At 65.7% G+C, this 18,057-nt stretch carries 19 protein-coding genes and 1 pseudogene; 11 read left to right on the top strand and 9 right to left on the bottom strand.

The genetic code is table 11. From position 1 onward, the window contains the following. Positions 1-11 precede the first annotated feature (11 nt). Positions 12-1,304: an alpha-hydroxy-acid oxidizing protein gene (locus G584_RS0111580; RefSeq protein ID WP_014628914.1), complete on the bottom strand. Its 1,293-nt coding sequence runs from the start codon at positions 1,302-1,304 to the stop codon at positions 12-14. A gap of 52 nt (positions 1,305-1,356) precedes the next feature. Between G584_RS0111580 and G584_RS0111575 the strand changes: the two genes are divergently transcribed. From G584_RS0111575 to G584_RS0111545, 6 genes and pseudogenes are all read left to right on the top strand, one after another. Beyond that, on the top strand, positions 1,357-2,181 hold the full coding sequence (locus tag G584_RS0111575) for an SDR family oxidoreductase (RefSeq protein ID WP_014628915.1): 825 nt from the start codon (positions 1,357-1,359) through the stop codon (positions 2,179-2,181). A gap of 32 nt (positions 2,182-2,213) precedes the next feature. Beyond that, a pseudogene (locus tag G584_RS12765) lies at positions 2,214-3,082 on the top strand (IS5 family transposase). A gap of 187 nt (positions 3,083-3,269) precedes the next feature. Beyond that, positions 3,270-3,923, top strand: coding sequence for a lipoyl(octanoyl) transferase LipB (gene lipB / locus G584_RS0111560; protein ID WP_008630526.1), 654 nt, complete (start codon positions 3,270-3,272; stop codon positions 3,921-3,923). Then, complete coding sequence (gene lipA / locus G584_RS0111555) at positions 3,913-4,884, top strand: lipoyl synthase (protein ID WP_014628916.1); 972 nt, start codon at positions 3,913-3,915, stop codon at positions 4,882-4,884. Before lipB ends, lipA begins: the two co-directional genes overlap by 11 nt. Beyond that, positions 4,881-5,240 (top strand): DUF3054 domain-containing protein, encoded by a 360-nt coding sequence (locus G584_RS0111550; protein WP_028494719.1) that lies wholly within the window; start codon positions 4,881-4,883, stop codon positions 5,238-5,240. Before lipA ends, G584_RS0111550 begins: the two co-directional genes overlap by 4 nt. A gap of 9 nt (positions 5,241-5,249) precedes the next feature. After that, on the top strand, positions 5,250-6,119 hold the full coding sequence (locus G584_RS0111545) for an NAD(P)-dependent oxidoreductase (protein ID WP_008630530.1): 870 nt from the start codon (positions 5,250-5,252) through the stop codon (positions 6,117-6,119). A gap of 105 nt (positions 6,120-6,224) precedes the next feature. On the opposite strand, the gene G584_RS0111540 is transcribed toward G584_RS0111545, so the two are convergent. Genes G584_RS0111540 through G584_RS0111530 form a run of 3 tightly spaced genes read right to left on the bottom strand, consistent with a single transcriptional unit; the run spans position 6,225 to position 10,155 of the window. Next, entirely contained in the window at positions 6,225-7,985 is a 1,761-nt protein-coding gene (locus tag G584_RS0111540) for an ATP-binding protein (protein WP_028494718.1), read from the bottom strand. Position 7,986: 1 nt separating this feature from the next. Beyond that, positions 7,987-9,114, bottom strand: coding sequence for a hypothetical protein (locus G584_RS0111535; RefSeq protein ID WP_014628919.1), 1,128 nt, complete (start codon positions 9,112-9,114; stop codon positions 7,987-7,989). A gap of 6 nt (positions 9,115-9,120) precedes the next feature. Further along, positions 9,121-10,155 (bottom strand): phosphoadenosine phosphosulfate reductase domain-containing protein, encoded by a 1,035-nt coding sequence (locus G584_RS0111530; RefSeq protein WP_028494717.1) that lies wholly within the window; start codon positions 10,153-10,155, stop codon positions 9,121-9,123. Between the two features lie 201 nt (positions 10,156-10,356). On the opposite strand from G584_RS0111530, the gene G584_RS0111525 reads away from it, so the two are divergent. The 5 genes from G584_RS0111525 (at position 10,357) to G584_RS0111500 (ending at position 13,810) form a co-directional block, all read left to right on the top strand. Continuing rightward, positions 10,357-10,602 (top strand): AbrB/MazE/SpoVT family DNA-binding domain-containing protein, encoded by a 246-nt coding sequence (locus G584_RS0111525; protein ID WP_024118851.1) that lies wholly within the window; start codon positions 10,357-10,359, stop codon positions 10,600-10,602. Beyond that, a complete protein-coding gene (locus G584_RS0111520; protein ID WP_028494716.1) occupies positions 10,574-11,011 on the top strand; it encodes a PIN domain-containing protein in 438 nt (145 codons plus the stop codon). The genes G584_RS0111525 and G584_RS0111520 overlap by 29 nt, the downstream gene beginning before the upstream one ends. Before the next feature lie 161 nt (positions 11,012-11,172). Then, positions 11,173-12,888 (top strand): helix-turn-helix domain-containing protein, encoded by a 1,716-nt coding sequence (locus G584_RS0111510; RefSeq protein WP_083964895.1) that lies wholly within the window; start codon positions 11,173-11,175, stop codon positions 12,886-12,888. After that, a complete protein-coding gene (locus G584_RS0111505; protein WP_008630546.1) occupies positions 12,885-13,535 on the top strand; it encodes an AzlC family ABC transporter permease in 651 nt (216 codons plus the stop codon). The genes G584_RS0111510 and G584_RS0111505 overlap by 4 nt, the downstream gene beginning before the upstream one ends. Continuing rightward, positions 13,532-13,810, top strand: a complete 279-nt coding sequence (locus tag G584_RS0111500; RefSeq protein ID WP_028494715.1) for a hypothetical protein — start codon at positions 13,532-13,534, stop codon at positions 13,808-13,810. The genes G584_RS0111505 and G584_RS0111500 overlap by 4 nt, the downstream gene beginning before the upstream one ends. A gap of 42 nt (positions 13,811-13,852) precedes the next feature. Here G584_RS0111500 and lpdA read toward each other — a convergent pair whose 3' ends face one another. The 5 genes from lpdA to G584_RS0111475 are packed head-to-tail and all read right to left on the bottom strand — an operon-like array spanning position 13,853 to position 18,055. Continuing rightward, positions 13,853-15,238, bottom strand: a complete 1,386-nt coding sequence (gene lpdA / locus G584_RS0111495) for a dihydrolipoyl dehydrogenase (protein ID WP_028494714.1) — start codon at positions 15,236-15,238, stop codon at positions 13,853-13,855. Positions 15,239-15,248: 10 nt separating this feature from the next. Then, on the bottom strand, positions 15,249-16,637 hold the full coding sequence (locus tag G584_RS0111490) for a dihydrolipoamide acetyltransferase family protein (RefSeq protein WP_028494713.1): 1,389 nt from the start codon (positions 16,635-16,637) through the stop codon (positions 15,249-15,251). A gap of 8 nt (positions 16,638-16,645) precedes the next feature. Then, positions 16,646-16,873 (bottom strand): type II toxin-antitoxin system HicA family toxin, encoded by a 228-nt coding sequence (locus G584_RS0111485; protein ID WP_028494712.1) that lies wholly within the window; start codon positions 16,871-16,873, stop codon positions 16,646-16,648. Further along, a complete protein-coding gene (locus G584_RS0111480; protein ID WP_015716163.1) occupies positions 16,870-17,079 on the bottom strand; it encodes a type II toxin-antitoxin system HicB family antitoxin in 210 nt (69 codons plus the stop codon). The genes G584_RS0111485 and G584_RS0111480 overlap by 4 nt, the downstream gene beginning before the upstream one ends. A 1-nt stretch (position 17,080) precedes the next feature. Then, entirely contained in the window at positions 17,081-18,055 is a 975-nt protein-coding gene (locus G584_RS0111475; protein WP_028494711.1) for an alpha-ketoacid dehydrogenase subunit beta, read from the bottom strand. Between the last annotated feature and the right edge of the window lie 2 nt (positions 18,056-18,057).

The following is an 18,057-nucleotide window of genomic DNA, read 5'->3' as shown; positions in this document are numbered from 1 at the left end:
GGGCAAACCCCTTAGGCTCCTCCCCGTCCCAAGAGGGGCGGGGGGTTTTCCTTGGCAAGGAGGTGGGGGCCGAGCTCCTCCAGGCTCCTCACCCCCGAGAGGGCCAGGGTGAGTTCCAGTTCCGCCAGCGCGTGGTCCAGAACCGCCCCCACCCCTTCCTCCCCCGCAAGGGCCAGGCCGTAGACATAAGGCCGCCCCAGGCCCACCGCCCTGGCCCCTAGGGCCAGGGCCTTGGCCACGTCCGCCCCGGTGCGGACGCCGCTATCCAGGAGGACCGGGACCTTTCCCCCCACCGCCTGGACCACCTGGGGAAGCGCATGGAGGGCGGCGAGGCTTCCGTCCACCTGCCTTCCCCCGTGGTTGGAGACGTAAATTCCGTCCACCCCCAGGGCCACCCCTTGGGCGGCGTCCTCGGGACGGAGGACCCCTTTGAGGATCAGGGGCAAGGAGGTGGCTTCCCGCAGGCGGGCCACGTCGTCCCAGGAAAGCTCCGGGTAGGAGTAGGTGGCCACGAAGCGGCGCACCGCCTTCTGCATCCGGGAAAGGCTTAGCCCAAAGCGCCTTCCCGCCCGCCTTAGGGCGAGGAGGTTCTTGAGGAGGGCGGGGGTGGGCCTAGGGCGGAAGGCGGGGCCTTCCAGGGGTTCGTCCAGGGCCTTCAGGAAGGCGGGGTCCGTGAGGTAGATGGCCAGGCCCTGCCCCTTGAGGAAGGGGAGGTGGCCGAGGTCCAGGTCCCGGGGCCGCCAGCCCAGCTGCACCGTGTCCAGGGTCAGGACCACCCCAGAGCACCCCGCGGCCTCCGCCCGCCGGAGGAAGCTTTTAACCACCTCGGGATCGGTGGAGTGGTAGAGCTGGAAGAAGACGGCGGCCTCGGGGTTGGCCGCCTTGGCCGCCTCCACCACCCGTTCCAGGGGGTAGGAGGCTTGGTTGGAGACCATGAAGGGAAGGCCCCTCTTGGCGGCGGCCCTTGCGGCGGCGAGCTCCGCCAAGGGGTGGGCGAGCTCCAAAACCCCGATGGGGGCGAGGAAGAGGGGGGCTTGCCACGTCCGGCCGAAGAGGCGCACGTCCAAAGCGGGGGGCTTGGCCCCCCGGAGCATCTTGGGAAGGAGGCGGAGGCGGCGGAAGGCTTCCCGGTTTTCCGCCATGGTCCACTCCACCCCGGCCCCGCCCGCCACGTAGGCGAAGGCCTCGGGGGACATGCGCCTTTTGGCCGCTTCCTCGAGCCCCTCCGGACGCACGGGGACCCGGGGCCTTTCCCCAAGGAGTCCTTTGAGGTAGATGGCCTGCTGCACTTGGCGGCCGATCATGGCTTTGGCCGGGATTTTACCACCCTGTTTCTCCGGCGTAAGCTGGGTGCAAATGGAAAGGACGGTCCTCATCACCGGCGCAGGGAGCGGCATCGGCCTCGCCACCGCAAGGCTTCTGGCCGGAAGGGGCTATAGGGTCTTGGGCGGGGTGCGGAAGGCGGAGGACGCCGAGGCTCTGAAGGGGCTTGGCGTGGAGCCCCTTTTCCTGGACGTGACCCGGGAGGAGGACCTGAGGCGGGCGGCGGAGGAGGTGCCGGACCGGCTTTTTGGCCTCGTGGCCAACGCCGGCATCGCCGTGGCGGGGCCCTTGGAGCTCGTGCCCCTTTCCGCCTTCGGGGAGGCTTTGGAGGTGAACGTCCTCGGGGCCTTGGCCACGGTCCAGGCCTTCTTGCCCCACCTGCGGGCGGCCAAGGGGCGGGTGGTCCTCATGGGCTCCGTCTCGGGGCTTGTGGCCCTGCCCCTCATGGGGCCCTACGCCGCCAGCAAGTTCGCCCTCGAGGCCCTGGCGGACGCCCTTAGGGTGGAGCTTCTGCCTTTCGGGGTCCGGGTGGTCCTCATAGAGCCCGGCTCCGTGGCCACCCCCATCTGGGAGCGCTCCCTAAGGCGGGCCGAAGGCTACCTCAAGCCCCCGCCCCCAGGGACGGAAGGGGTCTATGGCCGTTACCTGGAGGTGGCCCGGAAGGTGGCGGAAAGGAGCGCACAAAGAGGGCTTCCCCCGGAAAGGGTGGCGGAGGCCGTCCTAAAGGCCCTGGAAAGCCCAAGCCCTAAGGCCCGCTACCTGGTGGCCCACCCCCGGAGGGCCCGGGAGACCCTTCTTTTGCGCCTTCTTCCTACCCCCTTGCGGGACCGGCTCGTGGCCCGGCTTCTGGGCGCTTAGAGACTGTCGTAAAAGTCCGCTATACTTGAAGGGTGGCTTCTACACGGAGATCTTACCCCAGCGACCTGTCGGACGCGGAGTGGGCCATCCTGGAGCCGTTGATCCCCGCCCCCAAGCCCGGTGGCCGACCCGCAAAGGTGCCGAGGAGGGAGATCGTCAGCGCCATACTTTACGTCCTGGAAAACGGCATCAAGTGGCGGGCCATGCCTCACGACTTGCCCCACTGGTCCACGGTCTACCACTACTTCCGCAAGTGGCAGAAGGAAGGGGTTTGGGAGAAGGTAGCTCAGGTTCTGGCCCGTCGTGACCGGGAGCGGGGAGGACGGTATGCCTCCCCGAGTGCCCTGGTTATGGACAGCCAGTCGGTGGTCACGGGCATAGCCCGTATCTTGCAGACGAGTGAAAAGGGGGGCCCCGGGGACACGACGGGGCGAAGAAGGTCAAAGGGAGGAAGCGGCAGATCCTGACGGACACGGGGGGCCGTCTTTTGAAGGCCTTTGTCCACCCGGCCAATGAGCACGACAAGTGGGGTGGGCAGGCGTTGCTTTTGGGGATGGACCTCTCCTTGTGGCCCCGGGTACGCAAGCTCTTTGTGGACTGGGGTTACCGGGGTTTGCGGGAGGTGGCTAGGGGGCTGGGACTGGAGCTGGAGGTGGTGGCCCGTCCTTACGCGGGGGTGCGGGGGGTCTGGGTGCGGGAGGGGGAGGAGGTGCCGGAGATCCCGCGGGAGGGTGGGTTCAAGCCCCTGCCCAAGCGGTGGGTGGTGGAGCGGACCTTTGCCTGGATGGGGCGAAACCGACGGCTGGGGAAAGATTACGAGTACCACCCTGAGGTAACGGAAGCCTGGATGTATTTAGGCATGATACGCTTGCTGGTGAAGCGGCTGGCCAGGGCCGCATAAGCTGGAGGAGGGGACTTTTACAACAGTTTCTTAAGTACGCCACCTGGGCTTTCGCCGCGGCGGGGGCTCCAGAAGGAGCTTCCCAAGCCTCATTTCGGGCACCCCGTGTTGCGAAACCCCCGTGCGGACACTTGGCTTTGTGGCCCATCCCTTGGACGGGCGGGCTTTGGGGGCGTATCCTTAGGGCGTGGAGTTCCTGGTGGAGGACCTCGGCTTGGTGCCTTACGGGGAGGCCTGGGCGTACCAGAAGCGGGTGCACCGGGAGGTGGTGGCGGGAAACCGCCCTCCCACCCTCCTCCTCCTGGAGCACCCCAGGGTCATCACCTTAGGCCGGAAGGCCACGGGGGAGAACCTGCTCTTCCCCGAAAGCTGGTACCGGGAGAACGGCTTCGAGCTTTACTGGGTGGAGCGGGGCGGGGACGTGACCTACCACGGCCCCGGGCAGCTCGTGGGCTACCCCATCTTCCCCGTGGGCCGGGAGGTGCGCCGCTTCCTCCGGCAGATTGAGGAGGCTATCGTGCGGGTGGCGGCGGCCTACGGGATCTCCGCCTACCCCACCCCGGGCTACGCCGGGGTCTGGGTGGGGGAGGACAAGCTCTGCGCCATCGGCGTGGCGGTGAAGGAGGGGGTGAGCTTCCACGGCTTCGCCCTGAACGTCAACACCGACCTCAACGACTTCACCGTCATCGTCCCCTGCGGCCTCAAGGGAAAGGGGGTCACCTCCTTGGAGAAGCTTTTGGGCCGGAAGGTCCCCATGGAGGAGGCCAAGGCCAGGGTGGTGGCGGCCTTCGCCGAGGTCTTCGGCCTGAGGCCCGTAGAGGGGAGTGTCCATGAAGCCTAAGTTTGAGACGGTGGAGCTCCTCTCCCCCACGGGGGAGGTCATTGAGCTCAAGGTGGTGAAGCGGGGCCTGGCCCAGGCCCGGCCCGAGCCCGTGGACCGGAACAAGCCCGCCTGGATCAAGGCCCCTTTGCCCACCGGGCCCAGATACCAGGCCCTGAAGGCCATGGTGCGGGAGCTTAGGCTCCACACCGTCTGCCAGGAGGCCCTCTGCCCCAACATCGGGGAGTGCTGGACCCACGGGACCCTGACGGTGATGATCCTGGGGGACATCTGCACCCGGGCCTGCAAGTTCTGCGCCGTCCACACCGGGAACCCCAAGGGCCTCGTGGACCCGGAGGAGCCAGAGAGGGTGGCCGAGGCCATCGCCCGCATGGGGGTGCGGTACGTGGTCTTGACCAGCGTGGACCGGGATGACCTTCCGGATGGCGGCGCCAGCCACTTCGCCGCCACCATCCGGGCCATCAAGGAGAGGGCCCCTGGGGTCTTGGTGGAGGCCCTTACCCCCGACTTCCAGGGGGACCTGAAGGCCGTGGAGACGGTCCTCGCCGCGAACCCCGAGGTCTACGCCCAGAACCTGGAGACGGTGCGCCGCCTCACCCCCAAGGTCCGCGACCCCCGGGCGGGGTACGAGCAGACCCTGAAGGTTCTCGCCCACGCCAAGAAGGTCCGGCCCGACATCCTCACCAAGTCTAGCCTCATGCTGGGCCTGGGGGAGACGGAGGAGGAGATCCTCGAGGCCATGCGGGACCTCAGGGCCGCGGGGGTGGACATCCTCACCTTGGGCCAGTACCTGAGGCCCACCCCTGCCCACCTCCCCGTGGCCCGCTACGTTCCCCCCGAGGACTTCAAGCGGTACGAGGCCTGGGGGTACGAGCTGGGCTTTAGGGAGGTCTTCGCCGGGCCCTTGGTGCGGAGCTCCTACCGGGCGGACCGGGTCTTCCTGGAGGCCACCCAAAGATGAGCCGAAAGACGGCCCTTTTCCTCCTGGACCTCCTCGCCCTCCTCCTCTTCGCCGGGGTGGGCCTCCTTTCCCACGGGCTTCCCCTCTCCTTGGGAGGCCTCGCCCGGAACGTCCTCCCCGTCCTCTTCGTCTGGCTCCTCCTTGCTCCCTTCCTCGGCACCTACAGGAGGCCCACCTGGAAAAACCTCCTCCTCACCTGGCTCTTCGCCTTCCCCGCGGGGCTATGGCTGAGGCAGATGGTCTTGGGCGGGGCTTTCGGGGTGGGGTTCTTCGTCTTCTTGGGCGTGGCCATGGGGTTCAGCCTCCTTTTCCTCCTTCTCCTAAGGGGCCTCGCCAAGGGGCTTCGCCTCTGGTAAAAAAAAGCCATGGAAAAGGTGGCCTTCATCGGTCTTGGGGCCATGGGCTACCCCATGGCGGGGCACCTGGCGCGGCGTTTCCCCACCCTGGTCTGGAACCGCACCTTTGAAAAGGCCCTGAGGCACCAGGAGGAGTTCGGCTCCGAGGCCGTGCCCTTGGAGAGGGTGGCCGAGGCCCGGGTGATCTTCACCTGCCTTCCCACCACCCGGGAGGTCTACGAGGTGGCCGAGGCCCTCTACCCCTACCTCAGGGAGGGCACCTACTGGGTGGACGCCACCAGCGGCGAGCCCGAGGCAAGCCGCCTTCTGGCGGAGCGCCTTCTGGAAAAGGGGGTGACCTACCTGGACGCCCCGGTATCCGGCGGTACCCTGGGGGCCCAAAGGGGCACCCTCACGGTGATGATGGGGGGGCCGGAGGAGGCGGTGGAATGGGTCAGGCCGTATTTGGCCTACGCCGGCAAAGTGGTGCACGTGGGCCCCGTGGGGGCGGGGCATGCGGTGAAGGCTATCAACAACGCCCTCCTCGCCGTGAACCTCTGGGCGGCGGGGGAGGGGCTTTTGGCCCTGGTGAAGCAGGGGGTTTCCGCGGAGAAGGCCCTCGAGGTCATCAACGCCTCCTCGGGCCGCTCCAACGCCACGGAGAACCTCATTCCCCAAAGGGTCCTCACCCGGGCCTTCCCCAAGACCTTCGCCTTGGGGCTATTGGTGAAGGACCTGGGGATCGCCATGGGGGTTTTGGACGGGGAGAAGGCCCCAAGCCCCCTCCTCCGCCTCGCCCGGGAGGTCTACGAGATGGCCAAGCGGGAGCTGGGCCCGGATGCGGACCACGTGGAGGCCCTGAGGCTTTTGGAGCGCTGGGGCGGGGTGGAGATCCGCTGATACCACCCCATACCGGCGCAAGCCCGCACGGGGGTCCTGGGGAAAAGCCTTAGCGGAGACTTCCGGTGGTAGGCGAGCAAACGAAACAGGGGAAAAGGGTATTCGTCACGAGTCGAGGCTTTTGAGGACATGCTCCAAGAGTTTGACCCGCAGTGGGACCACGAAAGGCTGATAAGGCTCGAAGTAAACATAGGAGTAGCCTATTATGGGCTCAGAGAGGAGAAAGTCGGCCACAAAGGCAAAAGGAGCTTTAGCCCTCTTGAGGACTTTCACGTCCTCCTCGCTGGAGAGGTGCTTCACCAGAAAGTTTTCCGTCTGGGAGAGTATCTCCATGGGGATGCTGGCGGGGGACTGAGTGGAGTACAGCATTCCTATGCCGTACTTCCTCCCCTCCTTGGCCACGCGGTAGAAGATCCCTGCCTTGTCCTCCAGGAAGTTGTGGGCCTCTTCCAGGACCACGAGGAAGTTGGCCTGGCGCTTGCCGTAGAGTTCTACGGCCCTGTCGAAAAGGAGGTCCATGAGGCGCAAGGTGAAGAAGTCGGCGGCCTCGCCCAGGGAAGGAAGGTCGAGGATGACCACCTTACCTTCTCCCTCGGTTTTCTCCCCGAGGAGATCCTCTTTGATAGTTTCGAGGAAGTTCGCCTCCTTTCCAGGCGCGTGGAAAGCGCGGAGGAAAGAGAAGACCTTGGCCCGGCTGTAGAGCTCCCTCGCCCCTCCCTTATTGTCCCCTCGCTGGCTGTTGTTCTCCATGGCCTCTTGGAGGTTGCCCCAAGACTTCTCTTCGGATATGTCGTAGTTTTCGTTCTTGTACTTTATTTTGAGGCCCTTGCGAGGGGTGAGGCCCGCTTTCCGAAGCGCCCCGTAGACGTAGGCCATGCGGTCGGGGATATGCTTCCAGTCCTCGAGGTTGTAAAAGGCGTTCTCCAGGTACTGGGGAGGCTCTGCCCCCTGGAGGCGACGCCTCTGGTAGGCGAGGGCCACGGCCAGCTCGGGGAAGTGGTAGAAGTCCACTTTAAGGGGCAAGACCTCCACGTACTCCCTCCACTCCGTCCCCAGGTGTTCCTTCAACCTCCTCGCCCAGGCCTCCTCCCTGGCGGTGTAGAAGCGGATCCGGCCCCGAATCCCCAGCGCCTTGAAGGCCTGGGCGAGGCCCGGGGAGGTGGTGGCCTCCGTCTGGAGGAGGTACTCGGCGTTCTGGTCCAGGATCAACATCCCCACCCGGGGAAAGGCGTGGGCCAAAAGGGTGAGGATGACCTTGTTCTCGTTGCTCTTCCCGAAGCCCGTCTTGCCGAAGTTGGCCGTCCTTCTGCCCACGAAGAGGGCGGGGTCCACCTCCTTCACCACCTCTGGATACTCCCCGCCTTCTTCTAGGCCGTAGGCCAGGTGGCCGAAGGCGTACCTCCTCTTCCCCTCGGCCTTAACGCTCCCTGAGGTTCTGACCTCGGCGGCGAGCAACCTTTGGAGTTCCTCCTCCGTCATGCGGTAGACCCGAGCCTCCACCACGGGGGGGAGCAGGCGGGTGGAGGGGGCGAAGAGCCCTCCCTGCACGACCCTCCCTAGGAGGACGATCCGGTGGTGGTAGAAGTTGACTTCCTTTCGCGCCCAAGGGTCCTCCTTCTCCAGGTCCACCTGATTGATGTGGGCCAGAGCGAGGGTATAGGTGGGGTCGCTACGCCCCACGGGCTCGTAGTAGCCGTCTAAAACCATGCCCACGTAGTCTTTCCCGCCAGAAGAAACGCGAACGAGTTCGCCTAGGAGGAGGCGCTTGCCTTGGTCCAGCTCCTGGGGGGTGAGCACTAAGGTGAGCTCCGCCCAAGGGCCGTTCCGCCTGGAAGACACCACCACGCCGATGGGGCTTTCGGCCATCTCAGTCCTCCCTGTCTGCCAGCCTGAGCCATTCAGTGAGCTTCTTGGCGAGATCTTCGCCAAAGGCCTTTCTGAACCGAGCGAGGATCTCCTCCTCCATCCTGCGAGGGATGGACCTGGCCACGGAGGCCCTCCCGTGGGCCTCTACCACCGTTCCCACACTCCCCCCATAGAGGACGCTACGGTGTGCCCTTAGGCTTCGGGCTACCTTAACGGCATCCTCCTCCCCCAAGTAGGGGGGGAGATCAAAGATGGCCACACCCTCCTGAGGTCTAAAGGTGTCCTCAAGGAGGCGCGCCACGTAACGCCTGCCCATGACGAAGGCTCCCTCGAGGTCGGCGTTCCACTGGCGCTCGTAGCGGTAAGCCTTCTCCATGAGTTCCTGGGGGACCTGGAGCACGAAGGTTCCCCTGGCTTCGGCGAAAAGCCTCGCCATCACCAAGGAGGTGAGGCCTTCAGCGAGGAGGCGGGAGCGTTTGGTGACCCCAGCAAGAAGGAGGTGCTTCCTTGCGAAGTAGTTCTGTAGTTTAGAGCGGAAACTCTCTCTGACGCCCAATTGCGCAAGGCGCCCGTCTTTGATGAAAAGGTAGTCTTTGTAACTTTCCTGCAAGACCTTCTCCACCCCCCAAACCAGGTAGGCCCACTCCAGGACGTCCCGGAAGATCCCCATGAAGGCCCTGAGGTCCTTGGTGTAGTATTCTCCCAGATCCTCCAGGGAGATGCCTGTGGCCCGGAAGAAGGTCTTCAAAGCATCAGCGGCGGGGCTTTCTTCGGAGCGCTCGAGGAGACCTTCCAGGTAGCCCTTGGGATCCCGTAGGACTTCATACCCAGGGAGGAGGTGGGCGATGGAGGGTAGGCGGAAACCCTTCACCCCCACTGCGGCAACGCGCACGAGGCCGAAGGAGAGGAGCGGAAGCTCTTCGAAGGCGCGTCCCTCGCCTCCGTCCACGGTGAGGGTGAGGAGAGGGTAGGCCTCCCCGTCCCCGTGCAAGGGCACTTGGCGCTCCTGCTTGAGTTTTTGGTAAAGCTCGTCTAGCTCGCGCAGGAGATCCTGGTAGTGGTCTAGCCTGAGATCGTCAAGGAAGTCCTTGAGGCCAAGGGGATTGCTTCCTTCTCCCGCATACGGCATAGGAGTTCACCTGCGTTTTCCATTGTACCTCCCGGAACGCCACAGCTTCTGAATGAGCGCCTCCTCCTCGGAAGTGAGGAACTCCATCCCGAGCTTCGCCTCCACCTCCTTCAACCTCCGGTACACCTCCCGCCTGGCCTCCAGGGTGAGCCTCCCGGGCTTGCCGTCCTTCCGCTTCTCCCGGGTCCGGGGATCCCGGGTCCACGCCCAAAGCCACTCCCGGAACTCGTAGAGGGGGAGGAGGTGGGCGTGGCCGTTCTCCAGGGCCCGCGCCATGGCCTTGTCCCGCCGCACCACGGTGCAGGTCCAGCACCCGAAGCGGGTGTCCCGGCCCCCGTAGACCGCCTCCAGGCCCTCCGTGGGGTAGCCCAGGGAGGGGGCCACGAAGTTCAGGTAGTCCCACACGAAGCACTCCCGCCAGAAGGCGATGGGGGCCACGTAGAGGGCATTCAGGCGCTTGGCCTCCTGGAAGAGCACCCCCTGGCCGCACTCCCCGCCCCGGGAGCAAGAGAGGATGAGCCTCTGGTCCCGGGCGTCCGACTCCCCGAAGCGCACCCCCGTGAGGATGGCCTTCTTCCCGGGAAGGCTCTGGACCAGGCGGTCCATGGGGGCGATCTTCAACCTGCGGGTGCACCAGCGGAAGCGGTTGTGGGGCGGGGGGTAGCCCTTGCCGATGATTTGGACCCAGAAGCTCTCCTCGGGGCGGGGGCGGGCGGTGTGAACGTGGACCCCGGGGTGGAGCCTCTTCACCGCCTCCAGGAAGGCCAGGGCCTGGGCGTGGAGGGTGGGGATCTCCAGCCCCGTGTCGGCGTAGACCACGTGGATCTCCACGGGCTTCCCCCGGCGCTTCCACCACTCCAGGGTGAGGACGGTGGTGGCGGTGGAGTCCTTGCCCCCCGAGTAGGTGAGGACGAAGGCCTCGGCCCCCTGGACGAGGGCGGCCTCGAGGGCGCGCTCGGCCAGGTCTGTGGCCTCTTTGAGGTCGAAAGACCCAAAGGGTTCCCCTATCCCCGCGGCCAGCGCTTCAAGGGAAACCTTCATCGCCTCCTCCTTTAAGCATCCAGAACTTTGCCCATCCCGCCTTGGGCGTGTGTTCCAGCAAAGGAGTGTGCTCGGTTCGCCTCATGGCGCAATGCTAATGGTGGGGAATTGGTTCATCAATACCCTGCAAAGACGTCTCGGCCCTCGGGGAGCTATTGTGAGGGGTCTTCTGTATTTCCGGTCTTCGGATATACTGAAAACATGAAGGCGCTTACCTCCCTCTCCAAACGGGGCCAGATCACCCTCCCCGCGGAGGTACGCCGGGCCTTGGGCTTGAAGCCGGGGGACACCTTGGTGGTCCGGGTGGAAGCGGGCAGGGTTGTCTTGGAGCCTGCGGTGGTGTTGCCCGTGGAGCTCTACACGGAGGAGCGCATCCGGGAGTTCGCCGAAAACGCCCAGGTCACCCCGGAGGAGCTGGATGCCTTCCGCCGGGCCTGGGGCCTCTGAGTTGGTCTTTTTGGACGCCAACGTCCTTTTCTCGGCAAGCCTCGGGGGGGAGGTGTTTGAGGCGATCTGGCTGGGGGCCAGGAAGGGAAGGTACCGGCTGGCCACAAGCCCTTACTGCCTGCTGGAGGCCCGGGAAAACCTCGTGCGCAAACGACCCCAAGCCCTTAGAGGGCTCAAGGACCGGCTCAAGGTGGTGCGCTTGGTGCCGGAAGCCAAAGGCGAGGCTTGGATGGAGGGCCTGGTGCCCGAAAAAGACCTTCCCTTCCTCGCCGCCGCCGTGGCCGCAGGGGCTTCTGTTCTCCTCACCGGGGATACCCGCCACTTCGGTCCCTTGATGGCCCGTCAGGATCTCCCCCTAAGGGTCCTCACCCCCGGCGACTTCATCCGGAGCTTCCGCCCCTCAGGTTAAATGCGCTGTACGGGGAAAAGACCCCGGGTTCTCTCCTCAGGTCCGCTGGGTCGGCCCTATACCCCGCCTTAGATTCGCCGGAAAACCAGGTTGGGGGCCCCTTCTCCCTGGGAGAAGGGGAAGGGTTGACCTTTGGGGGACGTCCCCCTAAGGTGTTCTGTATGAAGAACGATCTGTTCTACGAAGTGGGGCAAAACCTCCGCCGGTTGCGCCAGGCCAAGGGGCTGACCCTGTCTGGCTTGGCGGCCAAAGCCGGGGTGGCGAAATCGCTTCTTCACGCCTTGGAAGCGGGACGCGCCAACCCCACCTTGGCCACCCTTTGGGCCTTGGCCCAGGCCCTGGAGGTGCCCTTTGGTGAGTTGGTCCAAGCCCGCCCTGTAGGCGATGAGGGCGTTACGGTTCAACTTATTGAACGAACCCGAGGGCGGTCGGGTGAGCCGCTGGAGGTGTACCGTATGGACCTCTCCCCCTGTTCTGTGCGTTGGGCGGAGGCGCACGAGCGGGGGCTTCGTGAGCGGGTCATCGGCCTAAGGGGGAAGGCCAGGGTGGGACCGCCTCCAGGCAGGGAGGTGGGGCCGGGGGAAGAGGTGGAGTTCGCTGGGGATGAACCCCATGTGTACGCCAGCGAGGAGGGGGCGAGCCTCCTGGTTTTCCTGCACTACCCACTGCCTCCCCGGCCGCAAGGGGAGGCCGGTAGCCCGGAGAAGGCCTCCTTGGCCCTGCGGGAGGTGAGCCTAGGGGTGGGGGGTCTGGCCTTGGAAGGCCGCTGGCTTGCGCCGGGGTTCCAGGAAGGGGTTTTTGTTCGTTGGGGCGCAAACCGCACCTACCTCTTTAGCCTCCCTTTGGCCTCCTTACCCCGCCTCGAGGCCCAGGGGCTTTTGGGCGAGGCCTTGGCCCTCCTCCATGCCCCTACAGAAGATCTGAGGTCCCATGGGCAAAGCCCCAGCCTCCTCCTACGCACCCTGGCTTGGGAGGGGTTGCTCCTTAAGGGGGAAGTGGCCGACCCGGCCTCTCTTCTCGTCCAAACCGCGCGGCCTCCTGTGGGCTCTTCAAAGGAAGAGAATGGGGAAAGTCGTATCTCGGTGGACCTCTACGCCCGGGTGGAACTCCTCCATCCCGGCTACGCCAGGCAGCCCCTTTTTCTGGCCTATGGGTTGCAGGCCGTGGGCCTGGAGAGGGGAAGGTTTTTGGACGTGGGCACGGGGCCTGGGCATCACCTTCTCCTGCTCTTGGAGCTGTTGCCCCATTTGGAGCCGGTGGCGGTGGAACCCAGTCCGGCCTCGAGGCAAGCCCTGGCCCAGTTGATCCCAGGCGTGGAGGTGTTGCCTGAGGATTTCACCCTTTTGGATCCGGAGGAAACCTTTCCCCTGATCGTCTGCGTGGGGGCCAGCCACCACATGTCCACGTGGCGCTTCTTAGAGAAGGCTTACCGGCTCCTGCGCCCTGGGGGCCTTTTGGCGGTGGCGGACGAGTTTTTGCGTCCCTTCACCACCCGAGAGGAGCGGGCCCGGAACCTGGTGCTTCACCACACGGCCTACCTGCTCCCCTTTCCCTTGGAGGAAACGGAGGCCCTTTGGGCTTTACGCCTGCTAGCCTTGCAAGGAAAGTCCCGAGGCCTTAGGGCCTTGGCCGAGGAGGCTCTGCAAGACCTTGAAACGCGTTCCGATGCCTTCGCTACCTTTGCGCGGCTGGAGCTCCAGGCCCTTCTGGCCGGGCTGGACTACGAGGTGGAGACCAAGACCTATCCCCGCCGTTTTTTGGAGCTGGCCTTTGCCGTGGGCTTTGAGCTGGAGCACCACCACCGTTTGTTTGCCACCCATGGCCGCGGTTCTTGGGACGGGGGCACCCACCTCTTCCTCCTGAGGAGGCCCAAATGAAGCGGGGGCTACGGGCAGCTTGGCCCATCGCCTTGGGGTATTTCCCCGTGGCCGTGGCCTTCGGCGCTTTGGGGGCGCAGGCGGGGCTCAGCCCCCTTTGGATCCAGCTCACCTCTCTCCTGGTCTTCGCCGGGGCCAGCCAGTTCGCCCTGGTGGGGCTTTTGGCCCAGGGGGTCCCGCCCTTGTTGGCGGCCCTTTTGGGGCTTCTCCTCAACCTGCGCCACGCCTTCTACGGCCCCGCCCTGAGGCCCTACCTGAGGGGAGGTCCCCTAGAGGCCTTCTTTCTCACCGATGAGGTCTTCGCCGTGGCTTTGAGGGCCCTCCCGGGCCTTCCCCCAGGGGAAAGGCGGGGCTACTTCCTGGGCTTGGGCCTCGGGGCCTACCTCTCCTGGAACCTGGGCACCGCCCTCGGGGTCTTGGGGGCCCAGGGGCTCTTGGCCTTCCCGGGTTTGGGGGAGGCCCTTTCCTTCGCCCTTCCCGCCCTTTTCTTCCTCCTGGCCCTGCCCCACCTGAAGAACCCCGTGGCCCTGCTGGCGGGCGGGGTGGCCCTGGGCTTCCACCTCCTGGGCCAGACGGCCTGGGGCCTCTTCCTGGCAGGGGTCACCGGGCTCCTTGGAGAGGGATTTGGCGAAAGGAGGCGTCCATGACCTTGGCCCTTCTCCTTCTGGCCCTGGGCACCTTTCTCCTCCGGTTCCTGCCCTGGCGGGCGGAAAAAGGCCTAAGGGCGGGCCAGGCAGGGCCCGCCTTGGTGGTGGCCCTTTTCCTGGTCTCCGCCTTTAGCCCGCCTCCTTCTTCCGAGTGGGTCCGGGCGGCCTTGGCCCTTCTTGGCACCTATCTGGGGCTTGGGCTCACCGGGAACCTGGGCGTGGCCGTCTTCCTGGGGGCAGGGCTTTACGGGCTTCTCGGGGCCCTGGGCTTTTAAGGGTCCGGTGGGGCAGAAGCCCCACCGGGAAACCTGGTTGGGTCAGCGGTTCAGGATGTGGATGGCCTGTTTGTGGAGGGCTTCCGCCGCCTCCATGAGCCCCTCGGAGAGGGTGGGGTGGGGGTGGATGGTGAGGCCCAGGTCGGAAACCGTGGCCCCCATCTCCAGGGCCAAGGTGGCCTCGGCGATGAGCTCCCCCGCTTGAGGACCCACCACGAAGACCCCGAGGAGGAGGTCGGTCTCCGCATCCCCCACCACCTTCACCAGGCCCTCCGCCCCACCCAGGGTAAGGGCCCGGCCGCTGGCGGAAAAGGGAAACTTCCCCACCTTGACCTTATACCCCGCCTTCTTTGCCTCCTCCTCCGTAAGCCCCACCCCGGCCCATTCGGGACCGGTGTAGACCACGCTGGGCACCTGGAAGTCGAAGAGGGCGTTCTTGCCGGCGGCGTTCTCGGCGGCCACCAGGCCCTCCTTCATGGCCTTGTGGGCAAGGAGGGGGGGCCTGGCCACATCCCCGATGGCGTAGACCCCGGGGGCCGAGGTTTCCATGCGGGCGTTCACCTGGATGAAGCCCCGTTCGTCCACCTTGACCCCGGCCTTTTCCAAGCCGAGCCCTTCCGTGCGGGGCCTGCGGCCCACCGCCACCAGGATTTTGTCCACCACGATCTCCTCCTGGCTGCCTCCCTGGGCGGCCTCGAGGAGCACGTGGAGGCCATCCTGCTTCTTCTCGTAACCCACCGCCTTGGTGCCCGTGCGTACCTTAAGGCCTTCCTTCTCCAGGGCCTTGCGCAGGAGGGCGGCGGTTTCCCTGTCGCCTGCGGGGAGGATCTCCGGCATGTATTCGATCAGGGTCACCTCCGAGCCCAGGCGGTGGTAGATCTGGCCAAGCTCGAGCCCCACCGCCCCGCCCCCGATCACCAAAAGGCGCTTGGGGATGCCCTCTTCCACCCTTAGGGCCCGGGTGGAGTCCCACACGTCCTCCCCGAAGGGAAAGCCCTTTAAGGGCATGGGCTCGCTTCCCGTGGCGATAATGAGGCTTTTCGCCCCATAGGCCTCGCCGTTTACCTCGATCTCCTTGGGTCCCTTGAAGCGGGCGAAGCCCCGCAAAAGCTCCACCTTGTTGCCCTTTAAAAGCCCGGCCACGCCCCCGGTGAGCTTCTTCACCACGCCATCCCGCCAGGCGCCGAGCTTGTTGAAATCCAGTTCGGGCTTGGCCTTCAGGCCAAAGCCCTCGGCCCCCTTGAGGTGGTGTACGGTTTCCGCGGCGTGCAAAAGCGCCTTGGTGGGGATGCACCCCACGTTCAGGCACACGCCCCCCACCTCGGCGGCCTCCACCGCCAGAACCTTAAGCCCGAGCTGGGCTCCCCGGATGGCGGCGTGGTAGCCGCCGGGTCCGGTGCCGATCACGATGAGGTCGTAGGTCTTCATGGGGTCCATCCTACATTTCCAGAAGGAGCAGGTCGGGGTTCTCCAGGAGCCGGATCACCTCCCGGGTGAAGGAGGCCGCCTCGGCCCCGTCCACCAGGCGGTGGTCAAAGGAGAGGGAGAGGTACATGATATCCCTCGCCTGGATGGAGCCATCCGGCATCACCCAGGGCCGCTTCCGGATGGAGTGCACCCCCAGGATGGCGGCCTCGGGTACGTTGATGATGGGAAAGCTCATCAAAGCCCCCACGGAGCCAATGTTGGTGATGGTGAAGGTGGAACCCGTGACCTCCTCGGGGGAGAGCCTTCCTTCCCGGGCCTTGGCGGAGAGCTCGGCGATCTCCTGGGCCAGCTCCAGGATGTTTTTCCGGTCCACGTCCCGCACCACGGGCACGATGAGCCCCCTTTCCGTGGCCACCGCCAGGCCCAGGTGGTAGTAGCGCTTGTAGACGATCTCCTGCCTTTCCTCGTCCAGGCTGGAGTTCAGCATGGGGTACTTCTTCAAAGCCCGCACCACCGCCTTGAAGATGAAGGGGAGGTAGGTGAGCTTCACCCCCTGGCGTTCGGCCTCGGGCTTCAGGCGCTCCCTCAGGGCCACCAGTTCCGTGAGGTCGGCCTCGTCCACGTTCAGGGTGCGCACGGTGTAGAGGTGGCTTTGCCAAAGCCCCTGGGCGATGGTGCGGCGGATGCCCCTTAGAGGGATGCGCTCCTCCAGGTGCTCGTAGCCCTTGGGGGGGGTGTAGCGGGGTGGGGGCGGGAAGCCCGTGGGAAGGGGTGCTGGGGCCTCCTTGGGGCTTGGGGGCGGGGGTACGGCCTGGGCCTTAAGCTGTTCGGCATAGGCCCGCACGTCCTCCACCCGGATGCGGCCCATGGGGCCGGAGCCGGGGATGGCCTCGAGGGGAATCCCCAGTTCCCGGGCCAGCTTCCGGGCGGCGGGCACCGCCAGGATGCGGCCTGGAGCCTGGCCTTCCCTGGGAGCCTGCTCCGCTTGGCCTCTTAAGAAGGGGTTCTTCACCGCCACCTGGGTGGTGTCCGGTTTGAAGAGGGAGAGATCCTCCTTTTCCTCCTTTGGGGGAAGCCCGGGCTCCACGATGGAGCGCTCCTCCACCGCTTGCACGGGCGGAGCCTCCTCCTTTACCACCTTTACCCCAGCCACGGCCTCCCCGGGCTCCGCCAGGAGGGCGATGGGGGCGTGGACCTTGACCACCTCCCCTTCCTTGGCCAGTTTTTTCAAAAGCACCCCCTCGTAGGGGGAGGGTAGCTCCACCGTGACCTTGTCGGTCATCACCTCCACGAAGGGCTGGTCCTTCTTGAGGTAGTCCCCTTCCTCCACCAGCCACTTGAGGATCTCGCCTTCCACCACGCTTTCCGCCAGTTCGGGCATGAGGATTTCCTTGGGCATAGGCCTCCTTACAGGTCTAAAAGCTTAAGAAGCTCTTCCCGGGTTAGGTTTCGCGCCTCCGCAATCTCCCGTAGGATCCCCGCCAGATGGTGGCGGGGGATGGTGAGGTGGTGCTCCTGGCCTCCTTCGTTCCAGGTGAGGCGAAGGTGGCTTCCCGTCTGCCGCACTACCTGGTAACCCAGGCGGGATAAGCGCTTTGCCAGCTCCTCCCCATGGAGATCCCGGGGAAGCTTCACGGGGCCAGAACCTCCTCCCGGACGAAATGCAAGCGGATGACCCTGGGGGCTTCCCCTTCGGGGAAGTGGCAACGCACGGCATCCCGCACCATCTCCTTAAGCTCCTCCCAGGTTTCCCCCTGGGTGAAGATGGGTTCCTCGAGGGCCCGGGCCACGTAGCCTCCCTCCTCCGCTTCCTCTACCAGGAAAATAAGCTCCTTGGGCATATCAGTAGTCTAACGCCCGCTTGGCGGCGTTGAGGATGCGGGTGACGGTGGGCAGGTACAGCTTGTCCTGGGCGTAGGGGTACGGGGTGTCAAACCCCGTCACCCGGATGGGAGGGGCGAGGAGCATGTCCAGGATGTCCTCGGCGATGGTGGCCGCCACCTCGCTGACGAAGCTGGCGTGCCGGGGGGCGTCGGATACCAGCACGGCCCTTCCCGTTTTGGCCACGGAGTTCATCACCGCCTCGTAATCCCAGGGCATGAGGGTGCGGAGGTCCAGAACCTCGGCGGAAACCCCCGCCTTCTCCAGCTCCTCCGCCGCCTGGAGCACCTCGGGCATCACCGTGCCGTAGCCGATGAGGGTTAGGTCCTTCCCCTCCCGCCGCAGGGCCGCCTTGCCCAGGGGAAGGGTGTAGTCCTCCTCCGGCACCTCCTCCTTCACCGAGCGGTAAAGCCTTTTGGGCTCCAGGAAGACCACCGGGTCCTCGTCGCGGATGGCGGCCTTGAGGAGGCCCTTGGCGTCGTAGGGGGTGGAGACGGCCACCACCTTGAGCCCGGCGGTGTGGACGAAGTGGGCCTCGGGGCTTTGGGAGTGGTGGTGCCCCCCCTTGACCCCGCCCCCGGAGGGCATCCGCACCACCAAAGGGGCGGTGAACTGCCCGCCGGAGCGGTAGCGGAGCTTGGCCACCTGGCTCACCAGCTGGTCGAAGCCGGGGAAGATGTAGTCGGCGAACTGGATCTCCGCCACGGGCCTTAAGCCGTGGGCGGCCATGCCCAGGGCAGCTCCCACGATGGCGGCCTCGGAGAGGGGGGTGTCTATGACCCGGTCGGGGCCGTACTTCTGCAGGAGGCCTTCCGTCACCAGGAAGACCCCGCCCCTCTTACCCACATCCTCTCCTAGGACCACTACCCGGGGGTCCAGGGCCATCTCCTCGTCCAGGGCCCGGTTCAGGGCTTGCACCATGGTCATGGGGGCCATGG

The sequence above is a fragment of the Thermus antranikianii DSM 12462 genome, assembly GCF_000423905.1.
GTDB classification, from domain to species: domain Bacteria; phylum Deinococcota; class Deinococci; order Deinococcales; family Thermaceae; genus Thermus; species Thermus antranikianii.
Note: the sequence above shows the minus strand (reverse complement) of the source record. Positions and strands in the feature narration are given on the sequence as shown.